The 13918-nt window shown below is 64.5% G+C and carries 16 protein-coding genes and 1 pseudogene; 13 read left to right on the plus strand and 4 right to left on the minus strand.

Annotated elements, in window-relative coordinates:
• Positions 1-193, plus strand: a 193-nt coding sequence (locus H8B02_RS36880) for a hypothetical protein (RefSeq protein WP_229170712.1), incomplete at its 5' end; no start/stop codon positions are given.
• Positions 194-207: 14 nt separating this feature from the next.
• Positions 208-498, plus strand: a pseudogene (locus tag H8B02_RS36885) (GIY-YIG nuclease family protein); the annotation flags it as partial.
• Between the two features lie 140 nt (positions 499-638).
• Here H8B02_RS36885 and H8B02_RS36890 read toward each other — a convergent pair.
• Positions 639-2309, minus strand: coding sequence for a methyl-accepting chemotaxis protein (locus H8B02_RS36890; protein WP_229170713.1), 1671 nt, complete (start codon positions 2307-2309; stop codon positions 639-641).
• 489 nt (positions 2310-2798) lie between these two features.
• Here H8B02_RS36890 and H8B02_RS36895 point away from each other — a divergent pair, with 489 nt between their 5' ends.
• The 10 genes from H8B02_RS36895 (at position 2799) to H8B02_RS36940 (ending at position 9852) form a co-directional block, all read left to right on the plus strand.
• A complete protein-coding gene (locus H8B02_RS36895) occupies positions 2799-3452 on the plus strand; it encodes a glutathione S-transferase family protein (protein ID WP_229170714.1) in 654 nt (217 codons plus the stop codon).
• A 161-nt stretch (positions 3453-3613) separates the two neighbouring features.
• Complete coding sequence (locus tag H8B02_RS36900; protein ID WP_229170715.1) at positions 3614-3985, plus strand: nuclear transport factor 2 family protein; 372 nt, start codon at positions 3614-3616, stop codon at positions 3983-3985.
• A 70-nt stretch (positions 3986-4055) separates the two neighbouring features.
• Positions 4056-5261 carry a serine hydrolase domain-containing protein gene (locus tag H8B02_RS36905; RefSeq protein ID WP_229170716.1) on the plus strand — a complete coding sequence of 402 codons (1206 nt, stop codon included), beginning with the start codon at positions 4056-4058 and terminating at the stop codon, positions 5259-5261.
• A 123-nt stretch (positions 5262-5384) separates the two neighbouring features.
• Positions 5385-5801 (plus strand): YciI family protein, encoded by a 417-nt coding sequence (locus H8B02_RS36910; RefSeq protein ID WP_229170717.1) that lies wholly within the window; start codon positions 5385-5387, stop codon positions 5799-5801.
• Positions 5802-5959: 158 nt separating this feature from the next.
• A complete protein-coding gene (locus H8B02_RS36915) occupies positions 5960-6385 on the plus strand; it encodes a YciI family protein (RefSeq protein ID WP_229170718.1) in 426 nt (141 codons plus the stop codon).
• Between the two features lie 81 nt (positions 6386-6466).
• Positions 6467-6832: a YciI family protein gene (locus H8B02_RS36920; RefSeq protein WP_229170719.1), complete on the plus strand. Its 366-nt coding sequence runs from the start codon at positions 6467-6469 to the stop codon at positions 6830-6832.
• Positions 6833-7022: 190 nt separating this feature from the next.
• Positions 7023-7553, plus strand: coding sequence for a dihydrofolate reductase family protein (locus tag H8B02_RS36925; protein WP_229170720.1), 531 nt, complete (start codon positions 7023-7025; stop codon positions 7551-7553).
• Positions 7554-7683: 130 nt separating this feature from the next.
• On the plus strand, positions 7684-8397 hold the full coding sequence (locus H8B02_RS36930) for a TetR/AcrR family transcriptional regulator (protein WP_229170721.1): 714 nt from the start codon (positions 7684-7686) through the stop codon (positions 8395-8397).
• A gap of 131 nt (positions 8398-8528) precedes the next feature.
• Positions 8529-9020, plus strand: a complete 492-nt coding sequence (locus H8B02_RS36935) for a DUF2852 domain-containing protein (RefSeq protein WP_207833029.1) — start codon at positions 8529-8531, stop codon at positions 9018-9020.
• A gap of 151 nt (positions 9021-9171) precedes the next feature.
• Positions 9172-9852, plus strand: coding sequence for a serine acetyltransferase domain-containing protein (locus tag H8B02_RS36940; RefSeq protein WP_312001506.1), 681 nt, complete (start codon positions 9172-9174; stop codon positions 9850-9852).
• Between the two features lie 111 nt (positions 9853-9963).
• On the opposite strand, the gene H8B02_RS36945 is transcribed toward H8B02_RS36940, so the two are convergent.
• From H8B02_RS36945 to H8B02_RS36955, 3 genes are all read right to left on the minus strand, one after another.
• Positions 9964-10722: a haloacid dehalogenase type II gene (locus H8B02_RS36945; protein ID WP_229170722.1), complete on the minus strand. Its 759-nt coding sequence runs from the start codon at positions 10720-10722 to the stop codon at positions 9964-9966.
• 279 nt (positions 10723-11001) lie between these two features.
• Entirely contained in the window at positions 11002-12075 is a 1074-nt protein-coding gene (locus H8B02_RS36950) for a tartrate dehydrogenase (RefSeq protein ID WP_176529077.1), read from the minus strand.
• A 20-nt stretch (positions 12076-12095) separates the two neighbouring features.
• Positions 12096-13409: an MFS transporter gene (locus H8B02_RS36955; protein ID WP_229170723.1), complete on the minus strand. Its 1314-nt coding sequence runs from the start codon at positions 13407-13409 to the stop codon at positions 12096-12098.
• A 280-nt stretch (positions 13410-13689) separates the two neighbouring features.
• Between H8B02_RS36955 and H8B02_RS36960 the strand changes: the two genes are divergently transcribed.
• A partial coding sequence (locus tag H8B02_RS36960) for a LysR family transcriptional regulator (RefSeq protein WP_229170724.1) occupies positions 13690-13918 on the plus strand: 229 nt, incomplete at its 3' end.

Here is a 13918-nt window from a genome sequence, read left to right on the forward strand (position 1 = left end):
GAGCGCAGCGAGCCTCGAAGGGTGCACGGCCACCGGCCGGGCCGTGCATCCTTCGAGGCTCGCCCAGCGCCGCAAGTGCGCCGCTGAGCTCGCACCTCAGGATGACGGGGACAAGTTTGAGTGGATCATGAGAGAACGGCTACTCTATTCTGCTCTTGACCACGATGTAGGTTGCTTCATCCTGCAGATGTGACAATGATCATCGCGATGGGCATCTACGTCTACATGCTTCGCTGTGCTGACAACTCGTTCTATGTCGGCCGTGCCACCGGCGATGATCTTGCACCTCGGATCGATGGGCACAATGCCGGCGCTTATCCAGGCTACACGTTCAACCGGCGAGCTGTTGTCCTCGTCTGGTCCGAACATTTCGACCGCATTACAGATGGCATCGCGGCAGAGCGCCAGATCAAGGGTTGGGGCCGCGGGAAGAAGGAAGCTTTGCTGCGCTCGGACTGGACGACCATCAGCCAGTTGTCGCGCCGACGTGGCGGCGCGCGCGCGGGTGATTCTCTCCCCGTTATCCTGAGGAGCCCGCACAGCGGGGGTCTCGAAGGATGCACGGCCCCCAGCCCGGGCCGTACACCCTTCGAGGCTCGCTCCGCTCGCACCTCAGGGTGACGGGGAGGAAGGTTCAGCTACGCCGCGAGCTCGGCGGAGGCGCGCTGCATATTGGTCGACATGTCCTGCGTCACGATGCTCTGCTCCTCGACCGCGGCGGCGGTGGAGGTGATGTATTCGTTGACGCCGGCGATCGCCGCCTTGATCTCGGACAGCGAGGTGACCACTTCGGCGGCGATCGAGTTCAGCGCATCGATCTCAGAGGAGATCGTGTCGGTCGCCTGCTTGGCCTGGTTGGCGAGGCTCTTCACCTCGGAGGCCACCACCGCGAAGCCGCGTCCGGCTTCGCCCGCACGCGCCGATTCGATCGTGGCGTTGAGCGCGAGCAGGTTGATCTGCCCGGTGATGCTCGAGATCATCTCGACGATGCCGCTCATCGCCTGAGCTGCGGCGTTGAGCTTCTGCGCCTGTCCGTCGGCAGCCTCGACGCGGCCGGTGGCGACCGCGGCGTTCTGCTTCGACTTGGTCATGGTCTCCGAGATCTCGCGGATCGAGGCGCTCATCTCCTCGCTGCCGGCGGCGACCGCCTCGATCAGGCCGCGTGCGCTGTCGGCCTTCTTGCGGCCGATCGCCTGTGCGGTGATGTCGGTGGCGTATTTCACCACCTTGTAAGGCTTGCCGTTGAGATCGAGGATCGGATTGTAGGAGGCCTGGATCCAGATCTCGCGGCCGCCCTTGGCGATGCGCTTGTATTCGGCGGCCTGGAATTCGCCGCGGTTCAGCGCGCTCCAGAACTCACGGTAGCCCGTCGAGCTCGCCTCGACCGGTTCGACGAACATGCTGTGATGCTTGCCCTGGATTTCGGCCAGCGAATAGCCCATCGCGGCGAGGAAGTTCGGATTCGCGGTGCGGATCGTGCCGTCCATGTTGAACTCGATCACGGCTTGCGACTTGCCGATCGCGTCGATCTGGCCGTCATTGTCGGCGGCCTTCAGCTTCTGCTGCGTGACGTCGGTCGCGAACTTGACGACCTTGAACGGCTTGCCGCGGTCGTCGAGGATCGGGTTGTAGCTTGCGAGGATCCAGATCTCCTTGCCGCCCTTGGCGAGCCGCTTGAACTCGCCGGTCGCGAGCTCGCCGCGGTTCAGCCGCGCCCAGAAATCGCGATAGGCCGGGCTGTCGCGGTCGGCCGGCGGCATGAACATGCTGTGATGCTTGCCCTGGATCTCGGCGAGTGAGTAGCCCATCGCGCCGAGGAAGTTCTCGTTGGCGTTGACGATGGTGCCGTCCATGTTGAACTCGATCACCGCCTGCGCCCGGCCGATCGCGTCGACCTTGCCGGAGTCTTCCATGCTGTGGATCTTCTGCGCGGTGATGTCGGTGGCGAATTTGACGACGCCGACCGGCTTGCCGTTCTTGTCCATGATCGGGTTGTAGGAGGCCTGGATCCAGATCTCGCGACCGCCCTTGGCAACGCGCCGGTACTGCGCGGCCTGGAATTCGCCGCGGTTCAGGTTCGCCCAGAACGCGCGATAGTCATGGCTGTCGCGCGTGGCGGCGTCGACGAACATGCTGTGGTGCTTGCCCCTGATCTCGTCGAGCGAGTAGCCCATTGCGTTCAGGAAATTCTCGTTGGCGTCGACGATGGTGCCGTCGAGCTTGAACTCGATCACTGCCTGCGACTTGCCGATCGCTGCGGCTTGCGCCAGCGCGTTGTCGATCTTGGCCTTGTTGCTGAAACTGAACATCAGGGCTCCGTGAAGTTTCGAAAATGAAACGGGATGGGGAAAAGCGGATCACTGCAACTCACGGAAAGGTTGCAGCGAGCCGTTTAGCATCGGTAAAGCCTGTGGCTTGGCACGGACTGCATAATGCAGTGCGGCGCGCGCGCATCTATCTCAACTTGCGAAGTAATTTTCTGATCTGCACGTTATCATCCATAGTCGTGATGCGATGTTCACCGTAATCTTACGGACGAAAATCGATGACAACTTTGGTCTGATGCAGATGATTGCAACGCGTGCACTTTAGCAACGCTGATAGACCTATTACAAAGGTTGATATTGCTGACGGCTTCAACGATCGATCCAGCACTTCGATTCGCGGTGCTCGACGCATGCACGTCGCGTCGATGCCTGCTCTCAGCGCCGGGCGACGGCCAAAAATAATTCCCGCACGAGATGTCGGCAGCGCGGTCTCCGCTTCGTCCTCGGGGCACTGGTTCCAATGGAGTTCTAATGTCGCTCACACTGCATTACCACCCGCTGTCGTCGTTCTGCTGGAAGGCGCTGGTCGCACTTTACGAGAACGGCGCGCCGTTCACGCCGAACATGGTCAATCTCGGCGATCCCGCCGAGCGCGCGGCGCTGCTCGCGCTGTCGCCGATCGGCCGCTTTCCTGTCCTTTACGACGAAACGCGCGGCGAGGCGGTGCCCGAATCGAGCATCGTCATCGAATATCTCGACCGCCACTATCCCGGCACCGTCAAATTGATTCCTGACGACCCGGAGCTTGCGTTGCAGACCCGGCTGCGCGACCGCTTCCTTGATCTCTACGTCCATCTGCCGTTGCAGAAGATCGTCGGCGACCGGCTGCGTCCGGCGGACAGCAAGGATCCGCGTGGCGTCGCCGAGGCGCGGGCGCAGCTCCGCACCTCCTATGCGATCCTCGACCAGCAGCTCGCGCATGGCGGCTGGATGATGGGTGAGCAGGTCTCGCTGGCCGACTGCGCCGCCGCGCCGGCGCTGTTCTACGGCAGCAAGGTCGAGCCGATCGGGGAGGGCCATCCGCATCTGGCGGCCTATCTCGAGCGGCTGAAGGCGCGGCCGTCCTTCGCGCGCGTCCTCAAGGAAGCCGAGCCCTATTTCGGCATGTTCCCCAAGGAGGGCTGAAAAGGAAACCTGAAAAGGGAACCTGAGGTCCGATCAGGACCCCGAAAATAAATGCGGCGCGATGTCGTTTTCGCGCCGCCCCGTTCGTCATCTCCCTGAAGCCCGGGTTCTGGAGCGCCGGTCGCGCCGAGGGGCCCGGGCGACATCTGTGTGGAGACGACATGGCTGCAGCTGCCAACAGGGCCGAGATCATCCGCAGGATCTTCGCCGCCTATCTCGCCAATGACCGCGCGAGCGTCGAGGCCGCGTTCGCGGAGGATTTCCGCTTCTCGACGCCCTATGGCGAGAACATCGACAAGCCGCGCTATTTCGCCGAGTGCTGGCGCGACGCTGGCTGGATCGGCCGTCACGAGATCGAGCGCATCATGGTCGACGGCGTTGAGGCCTACGTCACCTATCGCTGCGTCGCCCGCGACGGCAAGAGCTTCCGCAACACCGAGTTCTTCGTGTTCGACGGCGACAAGGTGTCGCGCATTGACGTCTATTTCGGTCCGTCGCATCAGGACGGCGAACTGGTCAGGCAGGATCGATAAGGCAGCCCCGGTGATATCGCTCGCGCGATCGTCGCAGGCGAGCACGAATTCTGCGAAGGAAACCTGGAAAATGTCCATTGCAAGTGAAAGCAGCGGCCTGTCGCAGGCACGGCTCGGACGCCTGCGCGAGGTGCTGGCACGCCATGTCGATGGTGGCGACGTTCCGGGTCTCGTGGCGCTGGTCAGCCGTCGCGGCGAGATCCATGCCGATGTGCTTGGCCGCATGGCGATGGACGGGCCGCCGATGCAGCGCGACACCATCTTCCGCATCGCCTCGATGACCAAGCCGGTGACGGCGGTCGCCGCGATGATCCTGGTCGAGGAATGCCGGCTCAAGCTCGATGATCCCCTCGATCGCTGGTTGCCCGAGCTCGCCGATCGCCGTGTGTTGCGCACTATCGAATCCGAGATCCACGACACGGTGCCGGCCAGGCGCGCGATCACGCTGCGCGACCTTCTGACCCTCCGTCTCGGGCTCGGCATGATCCCGGTGTTTCCACCGCGCTATCCGATCCAGATGGCGATCGCGGATGCCGGCTTCGCGCCCGGGCCGGTGTTTCCGTCGTTTCCGCCGGACGAATTGCTGCGCCGCTACGGCACGCTGCCGCTGGCCTATCAGCCCGGCGAACGCTGGCTCTACGATGCGGGGAGCCAGATCCTCGGCGTCCTGATCGCGCGTGTTGCCGGAACCTCGTTCGCGGACTTCCTGCAGGAGCGGATCTTTGGACCGCTCGGCATGAGCGACACGGCGTTCCACGTGCCGCAGCATAAGCTGTCGCGGCTTGCGACGTGCTATGGCGGCGATCCTGCGACCGGCACGCTGAAAGTGTTCGACGAACCTGCGACCGGCAGATACGCGGCGCCGCCTGCGTTCGAGAACGGCGGTGCCGGGCTGGTGTCGACCGCGGATGATTTCAACGCCTTCGCGCAGATGTTGCTCAATGGCGGACGGCTCGGTACCGAGCGCATTCTGTCGCGTCCCTCAGTGGAGCTGATGACTTCGAACCAGATCACGCCGGAGCAGAAACTTGGCTCCGAGTTCTTGCTCGGTTCGCGCGGCTGGGGTCTCGGGCTGTCGGTGTTCACTGTGCGCGACGATCTCTGTCATGTGCCGGGTCGCTACGGCTGGGACGGCGGCTATGGCACCTCCTGGTATTCCGACCCGCGCGAAACGATGACCGGAATCCTGCTGACCCAACGCATGATGGATTCGCCGCAGCCGCCCGCGGTGTTCTCCGATTTCTGGACGCTCGCCTATCAGGCGATCGATGACTAGCCTGGAGCGTGCGTCAATGACCTCGAGAATAATTTCAAACGCCGTGTCGGAATCGCAAACTCTGCATCGTCGTTTAATCGAGCGCCGGTGCTGTGATCGGCTCAGAGACAACGGAGCAGGACGATGAAGTTCATGGTGATCGTGAAGGCGAACAAGGATACCGAGGCCGGCGTGATGCCGAGCACCGAGCTGCTTGCCGCGATGGGCAAGTTCAACGAGGAGATGGTCAAAGCCGGCGTGATGCAGGCCGGCGAGGGCCTGCATCCGACCAACAAGGGCGCGCGCGTCAAATATGCCGATGGGCAAAGCACCGTGAGCCACGGGCCGTTCAGCCCGACCGGCGATCTGGTCTGCGGCTTCTGGTTGATCGAGACCAAGTCGCTCGATGAAGCGATCGACTGGATGAAGCGCGCGCCGTTCGGCGGCGGCTCCGAGATCGAGATCCGCCAGGTGTTTGCCGCGGAGGATTTCGGCGAGGCGCTGACGCCCGAGCTGCGCGAGCAGGGAGAGCGCCTGCGTGCGCAGGCCGGAAGGAAGTAATGACTTCGTCATTCCGGGCTTGCGCGTCCAAGTCGGCTGTTGCCGACTTGGACAAATACCGAGCGCCGAATTCGGGTAAACTCGAATTCGGACGGCGCATTCCTGAAATGACGGGGATGAGAACTCCACGTGATTCAACTAGCAAGAAAGTCCGACCAATGCGTTTCATGATGCTGATGATCCCGCTCGGCTACGAGTCCGCGCCGGCCAAGATCGAGCTCGACCCGGAACGGGTCGCCGCGATGATGCGATACAATCAGGCGCTGAAGGACGCCGGCGTGCTGATCACGCTGGAAGGCTTGCATCCGCCGGCCTCAGGCGCGCGCGTCAAGTTCGACACCGGCCTGCCGGTAGTGATCGACGGTCCGTTCACCGAGGCCAAGGAAGTGATCGGCGGCTTCTGGATGATCGAGGTCGCCTCGCGCGCGGAAGCGATCGCATGGGCGAAGCAGTGCCCGGCCTCCGCCAACGAGATGATCGAGATCCGCCAGGTGCAGGAGATGGCGGATTTCTCCGAGGAGGTGCAGCAGGCGGCCGCGACCTTCGAGCATCCGCAGGGCGGCTGGGGCAAGGCGCTGCGCTAGATCTCAAACGAGACGCGATGCCGCTCCAAAGCGTCATCGTATCACCAACTGATCGTCAAACCACCACAACGGAGAAGCACGATGAGCAGCCACACCTTCCTTGCCGTCTATCTCGGCGGCGGCAAATCCGGTTCGCGCATGGCAGCCTGGAACGCGCTGCCGGAGGCCGAACGGCGTGCGAAGGAGCAGCAGGGCATGGCCGCGTGGGGCGCCTGGGTCGAGAAGCACCACGACGTGATCGTCGAGATGGGCGGGCCGCTCGGCAAGACCAAGCATGTCGGAGCCGGCGGCACCGCCGACATCGCCAATCTGATGACCGGCTTCACCGTGGTGCGCGCGCCCACCCATGAGGCGGCGGCAAAGCTGTTCGAGAACCACCCGCACTTTTCGATCTTCCCCGGCGAGGCCGTGGAGATCATGCCGGTGCTGCCGATCCCGGGACGCTAGAGCCCGGGGCGCTGGAGCGCCAAACCCACTGTACCTCTCCCCGCTTCCCGCGGGAGAGGGCTCCCTTCCGGGGAACGAACGTCGGCTTGTTCGATCTACCGACAAGCTGCCTGCATTGATCCGCCCGACATCGCCCTCAAATCATGCCGGCCCAAGCAAATCTGAAAACCCCGGGTAGAGGTGTCGCGCCATGGCGAAGCTCGTCTTCGGATTGAACCAGTCGCTCGACGGCTATGTCGATCATCAGGCTATGCTGCCGGACACCGGGTTGTTTCGTCATTTCATCGAGCAGGTGCGCGGCGTGACCGGCATGGTGTACGGCCGCCGCATGTACGATGTGATGCGCTATTGGGATGAAGACCTCCCTGGCTGGGATGCGGAGGAACGCGACTATGCGGCAGCGTGGCGGAGCCGGCCAAAGTGGGTCGTGTCGCGCTCGCTGAAGTCGGTCGGACCCAACGCGACGCTCGTCGAGGGGGACCTCGCAGCGGCGGTGCGCGGGCTGAAGGCCCGGCTCGACGGCGAGATCGAAGTCGCTGGACCGGAGCTGGCCGGGAACCTGACTGGGCTCGGCCTGATTGACGAGTATCGAATCTACCTCCGGCCTATCGTGCTTGGTCGCGGCAAGCCGTTCTTTGCCGGCCCCCGCGCGCCGCTCCGCCTCGTGGCGAGCGATCGGCTGGGCGAGAACACGCTCAGGTTGACCTACGTCCCTGCCTAGTCACGCATGCGCCTGTCGGCTTGGCGAGGAAGTCCTCGACGGCGTTCAGCCGGCTGATCCGTTCATCTTGATGAACCGCCGGCCTGGCCGCTAGTGACCTTTACCGCCGGCTCATGTAAAAGCCGTTCACATGAGCTGGCGCAAGGACCAAGGCCGCGCCGAGCGCGGCTATCATCACGGCAATCTCAAAGAGGCGTTGCTGCAGGCAGCCCTCGACCTGATCTCGAAGAAGGGGCCGGCCGGCTTCACCTTCGCGGATGCCGCGCGGATGGCCGGCGTCAGCCCCGCTGCGCCCTACCGCCACTTCCGCGACCGTGACGAACTGATCGCCAGCATCGCACAGCGCGGCTTTGAGCAGTTCGAGTCCCTCTTGACGCAGGCCTGGGACGACGGCCGCCCCGACACCGTCTCGGCGTTCGAGCGGGTCGGCAAGGCCTATCTCGCCTTTGCGCGTGAGGAGCCCGCGTTCTACTCCGCGATGTTCGAATCCGGCCTGCCGGTCGATTCCAATCCGACCCTGATGGCGGCAAGCGAACGGGCGTTCGCGATCATCCGCGCCGCCGCCGAGCGGCTCGCTGCACTGGCGCCGCCCGGCACACCGCGCCCGCCGGCGATGATGATGGCGCTGCATATCTGGTCGATGTCGCACGGCGTCGCCTCGCTGTTCGGCCGCGGCGATGCCGCGCGGCGCAAGCTGCCGATGTCGCCGGAGGATCTGCTCGAGGCCGAAGTGCTGATCTATCTGCGCGGCCTTGGCTTCCTCACCGATCGCAGGCCGGGAACCGCGGCCGCCGACGAAGAGCCGGCCGGCGACAGATCCGGCCCGTGGGGCAAGCCGAAATAAGGTTCAACGGCCAGGCCAAAAATAATCCGAGGGGTGCGTCATCTGCTCTGCTTGACTTTCCCAAGGGCTCGGCTATCTATGTAAATGTTATTTACATTCACAACGGCGTGATTGCCGTGATGGAGAAGGAAATGGCCTACACCGCAGATGTCAATCGCTGGCGCGGCCCCGTCGAAGAGCCCTACCGTCCACACTTCTACGCGACGCCGTGGCATCCCCTGAAGATCGCCGGGATCATCCTCGGCTTCATGATCTGGTGGCCGATCGGCCTCGCCCTTCTCTTTTTCACACTCGGGAGCAGAAAAATGGCCTGTTGGAGTCACTACGATCAGGATCGTTGGGCGAACAAGATGGAGCGCATGCAGGACAAGATGGAGCGGATGAAGAGCCGCATGGAGCGCCGCGGCTTCCCGTTCGGCGGCTTTGGCCCGCCCACCAGCGGCAACCGCGCCTTCGACGAGTACCGCCAGGACACGCTGCGCCGGCTCGAGGAAGAGCAGGTCGAGTTCAAGAACTTCCTCGATCGCCTGCGCCACGCCAAGGACAAGGAAGAGTTCGACGCCTTCATGGCGCAGCACAAGACCCGTCCGACCCCGCCGAACGATCAGCCGCCGCAGAGCTGATCCCGCGAGGCAAGCACTGAGCCTTCAGGCGATGTGCCCCCATAGCACCTGATGGCCCGAGCCGCCCGTTTGCGACAAGCAAGCGGGCGGTTTGCATTGTGCGGCTGCCATGCCCACTCTATCGTCGGAGTCGGGGCGATGAGGTGAAGCGATGGCGGCATTTGCGACGGCGAGCCCTGCCGATCTCTGGCTTGCGATCCGGCGCGAGGCGGAAGCTGCCGTTGTCGCCGATCGCTTTCTCGAGGCGTCGGCTGCCTTCATCCTCGATCAGGGCGATCTCGGCGGCGCGCTCGCCTTCCTGATCGGCCGGCGCATCGGTCGCGCCGAGGCCGATCGCGCGCAGTTCATGCGGACCGCCCGCGAGGCGTTCGCGGCCGAGCCCGCGCTGGTCGATGCCGCGGCCATCGATCTCATAGCCATCGTGCGCCGCGACCCTGCGATCACGGGCTTGCTGCAGCCGCTCCTCAACTTCAAGGGCTACGTCGCGCTGCAAGCCTGGCGCGTGACGAACTGGCTGTGGCGCCACGATCGTCCCGATCTTGCGCTGTTGATGCACAGTGCGGCGGCGGACCAGTTGCAGATCAGCATTCACCCGTCGGCCCGGATCGGCACGGCGGTTTTCCTCGATCACGGCACCGGCATCATCATCGGCGCGTTGGCTTCGGTCGGCGACGAGGTCACGATCCTGCAGAACGTCACCATCGCGCGGCATCAGAACGACCCGCGCCATGCCCCGAGGATCGGCCGCGGCGTGCTGCTCAGCGCCGGCGCAACGCTGATCGGAAACCTCTCTGTCGGTGATTTCGCCAAGGTCGCGCCGGCGCGCTGGTGACGTCGGATGTGCCGGCGGGCTGCACCGCGGTCGGCGTGCCGGCGCGGCTGACCAATTGCGCCGAGGCTGGTGCGCCTGGAGCATGATCCGGAAAAGTGGCCCCTCGCGTCGTTACGCCGGCACGAGCATGTCGGCGAGTTGCGTAAAGCTGTCCGCGTGGAGGTCGATCCAGGATTCCGGCGCCACGTCGACCTTCGCCGCCGGCCCGAATTCCAGCGGACGGGCGACGAACGCGGTGCGCATGCCGAAGGCGCGGGCCGCCTTCAGGTCGTATTTGTGGCAGGCGACCATCATGATCCTGTCGGCGGGATAACCGAGATAGTCGACGGCGAGCTGATACACCGCCGGTGACGGCTTGTAGCTGCGTGCAAGCTCCGCGGTCAGCACGGCGTCGAACGGCAGCTTGGCGTGCTTGACCACCGCCACCACCGCGGCCATGCCGGCATTCGACAAGGTCGAGGTCACGAACCGGCTGCGCAGGCGCGCAAGGCCTTCGACGCTGTCGGGCCATGCGTCGAGCTTGCTCCACACCGTGTTCAATTCGTCGCGCTCGTCGATCGAGAAGGCCTCCGAGAGGCCGTGGCGATCGAGCAGCACATCCAGCGCCTCGCGATAAATGCGGTCGACCCGAATCCACGAGCGTTTGCCCCCGATCACGTCGTCAAGCGCGGCACGATAAAGATCGCGCCATTCGCTCGAGAGCCTGGCCCAGTCGAGCGCAAGCCCCTTCGCGGCGTTGACGGCCTGCCCCGCACGCAGGATCGGCTGATAGAAGTCGACGCACGTCCCCTGGACGTCGAACGCGATGGCGCGGATCTCATCGCGCCATGGCGCGGCCCCCGCCGGCTGTATCCCCGTCATCGCGGCCATGATCGATAGTCCTCCAGCGGTCATGAAGTGTCGTCTGGTCAGATCGGGTAGCACGGTTCGTTCCCCGGTTGCGGTATCGGAAGCAGGCGCACCAACTCCCTTGTCAGGTGAGCACGCTTGGCTGGCTCCCTCTCCCGCTTGCGGGGGAGGGTGGGGTGGGGGCTCTCACCGCGAGTCGGATTGTGAAGAGAACCCCCACTCGGATCGCATCTGCGATGCCATCCGGCCTCCCCCGCAAGCGGGAGAGGCGGACGGAGTTCGCGGCTCGCTAACGCCCCCTCACACATTCGATCCATGGATCGCGTCGATCACGGCGTCGGTCACTTCCTTGGTCGTCGCCTTGCCGCCGACGTCGGGCGTCAGCACGCCGGCCGCGCACACCTTCTCGACCGCGGCCATCAGGCGCGCGGCGGCGTCCTTTTCGCCGAGATGCTCCAGCATCTGCGCGCCGGTCCAGAAGGTCGCGACCGGATTTGCGATGCCCTTGCCGGTGATGTCGAAGGCCGAGCCGTGGATCGGCTCGAACATCGAGGGGAAGCGGCGCTGCGGGTCGATATTGCCGGTCGGCGCGACGCCGAGGCTGCCGGCCAGCGCGCCTGCGAGATCCGAGAGAATGTCGGCATGCAGGTTGGTCGCCACGATGGTGTCGAGGCTCTTCGGATGGAGCGTCATCCGCACCGTCATGGCGTCGACCAGCATCTTGTCCCAGGTGACATCGGGGAATTCCTTGGCCACTTCGGCGGCGATCTCGTCCCACATCACCATGCCGTGGCGCTGCGCGTTCGACTTGGTCACCACGGTGAGGAATTTGCGCGGCCGCGACTGTGCGAGTTGGAACGCGTAGCGCATGATCCGCGTCACGCCGACCCGGGTGAAGACTGCGACTTCGGTGCCGACCTCTTCCGGCAGGCCCCTGTGGGCGCGGCCGCCCATCCCGGCATATTCGCCTTCGGAGTTCTCACGCACGATCACCCAGTCGAGATCGCCGACGCCGACATTGCGCAGCGGGGAGGCGACGCCGGGCAGGATTTTGGTCGGCCGCACATTGGCGTATTGGTCAAAGCCCTGACAGATCGGCAGTCGCAGGCCCCACAGTGTGATGTGATCGGGCACGTCGGGCGCGCCGACCGCGCCGAAATAGATCGCGTCGAAGTTTTTCAGATCGGCCAACCCGTCGGCCGGCATCATCACGCCGTGCTTCTTGTAATAGTCCGAGCCCCAGTCGAAGGTTTTGACGTTGAAGCTAAGATCGCCGCTGCGCTTCGCCAGCGCCTCCAGCACGCGGACACCCGCGGAGATCACTTCGGGGCCGATGCCGTCGGCGGGGATGGCGGCGATGGAATGGGTACGCATGGGTTCTCTCCGATATGTGGTTAGCGGGTTCGCACGGGATTGGGTTGCGGTTCGGCCGGCGCCGGCGCGCCTTGCGCGCGCGACAGCAGCAGCGTGAGCACTGCTGACAGCACCAGGAGGCCAGCGACGAAATAGAGACCGCCCTCGAAACTGCCGGTGCGTTCCTTGATCCAGCCGATCATTGCCGGGCCAACGAAACCGCCGAGATTGCCGATCGAGTTGATGGTGGCGATCCCGGCCGCGGCGGCCGAGCCTGATAGAAACATGGTCGGCATGCTCCACAGCGGCGGCTTCGACGAGGAGATGCCGATATTGACCAAGGTCAGCGCCGCGATCACGGCGGCAAGGCCGGTCCATAGCCCGGCAAGCGCAAGTCCTGCGGCCGCGATCAGGCAGGCGATCACGACGTGCCAGGTGCGTTCGCCGGTGCGGTCGGAATGCCGCGCCCACAGGATCATCGCGATCACGGCGATGGTTGCCGGCACCGCGTTGAGGAAGCCGACCTGCAGCGACGACAGGCCGAACGCCTTGATGATCTGCGGCGCCCAAACGCCAAGTGTATAGAGCCCGGCCGAGGTGCCGAAATAGACCAGCGCCAGCGCCAGCACGCGCGGATCGGCGAGCCCGCGCCAGATGCTGTGGCTCGCGGTGGCGGCCTTGCCGTCGTTCTCCGCCTTCATGGTATTGACCAGCCAGGCGCGTTCGTCGTCGGCAAGCCATCTGGCCTGCTCCGGACGGTCGGTCAGGAAGCCGAGCACGACGAAGCCGAGCAGCACGGCGGGCACGGCCTCCAGTACGAACAGCCATTGCCAGCCCTTGAAGCCGAACAGACCGTCCATCTCCAGCAGCGCGCCCGACACCGGCGAGCCGAGCACGGTCGAGAGCGGCGCGGCGGCCATGAACAGCGCGGTGACGGCGGCGCGCTGCCGCGCCGGGAACCAGTAGGAGAGGTAGAGGATGATGCCGGGAAAGAAGCCGGCTTCCGCGGCGCCGAGCAGGAAGCGCAGCACGTAGAAGCTGGTCGCGCCCTGCACCAGCGCCATCGCCGCCGAGACCAGGCCCCAGGTGATCATCACCCGCGCGATCCAGATCCGCGCGCCGATCTTGTGCAGGATGATGTTGGAGGGCACCTCGAACAGGAAGTAGCCCCAGAAGAAGATACCGGCGCCGAAGCCATAGACCGTCGGCGACAGGCCGATGTCCTTGTTCATGGTCAGCGAAGCGAAGCCGATATTGACGCGGTCGATGAAGGCCACGAAGTACAGCAGCATGATGAACGGCACGATGCGCAGTGAGATCTTGCGCAACACGCGCGTGCCAAGCTCGCTTTCCATGGGCTTCCTCAGGGTTCGTCTTGTTGGTTGGGACGGCGCATTTTTGCCGCGCCATTGGGAAGCCTAGAGGCGCGCGCCCTTCCGATTCAATCCGCGCCGGTTTATACAAAAAAATGATATAATCGCTGCCGTCGCCCGTCATTGCGAGGAGCGAAGCGACGAAGCAATCCATCCTTCCACATATGGGGTGGCAATGGATTACTTCGCGGAGCCTGTCATCGGGCGCGCGTTCGCGCGACCCGGTGGCTCGCAATGACGGAGGGTGAGAGGGAAATACATCTTGGAACTGCACCAGCTTCGCTGCTTCGTGGCCGCTGCCGAGGAACTGCATTTCGGCCGTGCCGCGCAGCGCCTGCAGATGATGCCGTCGGCGCTCGGCCGCCACATCAAGCTGCTGGAGGAGGATCTCGGGGTGCGGCTGTTCGCGCGCACCACGCGCGCGGTGTCGTTGACCGAGGACGGCTCTGTGCTGCTGCGCGAGGGACGCGCGCTGCTCGGCCGCGCTGAGG

Source organism: Bradyrhizobium altum, from assembly GCF_020889705.1.
GTDB lineage: Bacteria > Pseudomonadota > Alphaproteobacteria > Rhizobiales > Xanthobacteraceae > Bradyrhizobium > Bradyrhizobium altum.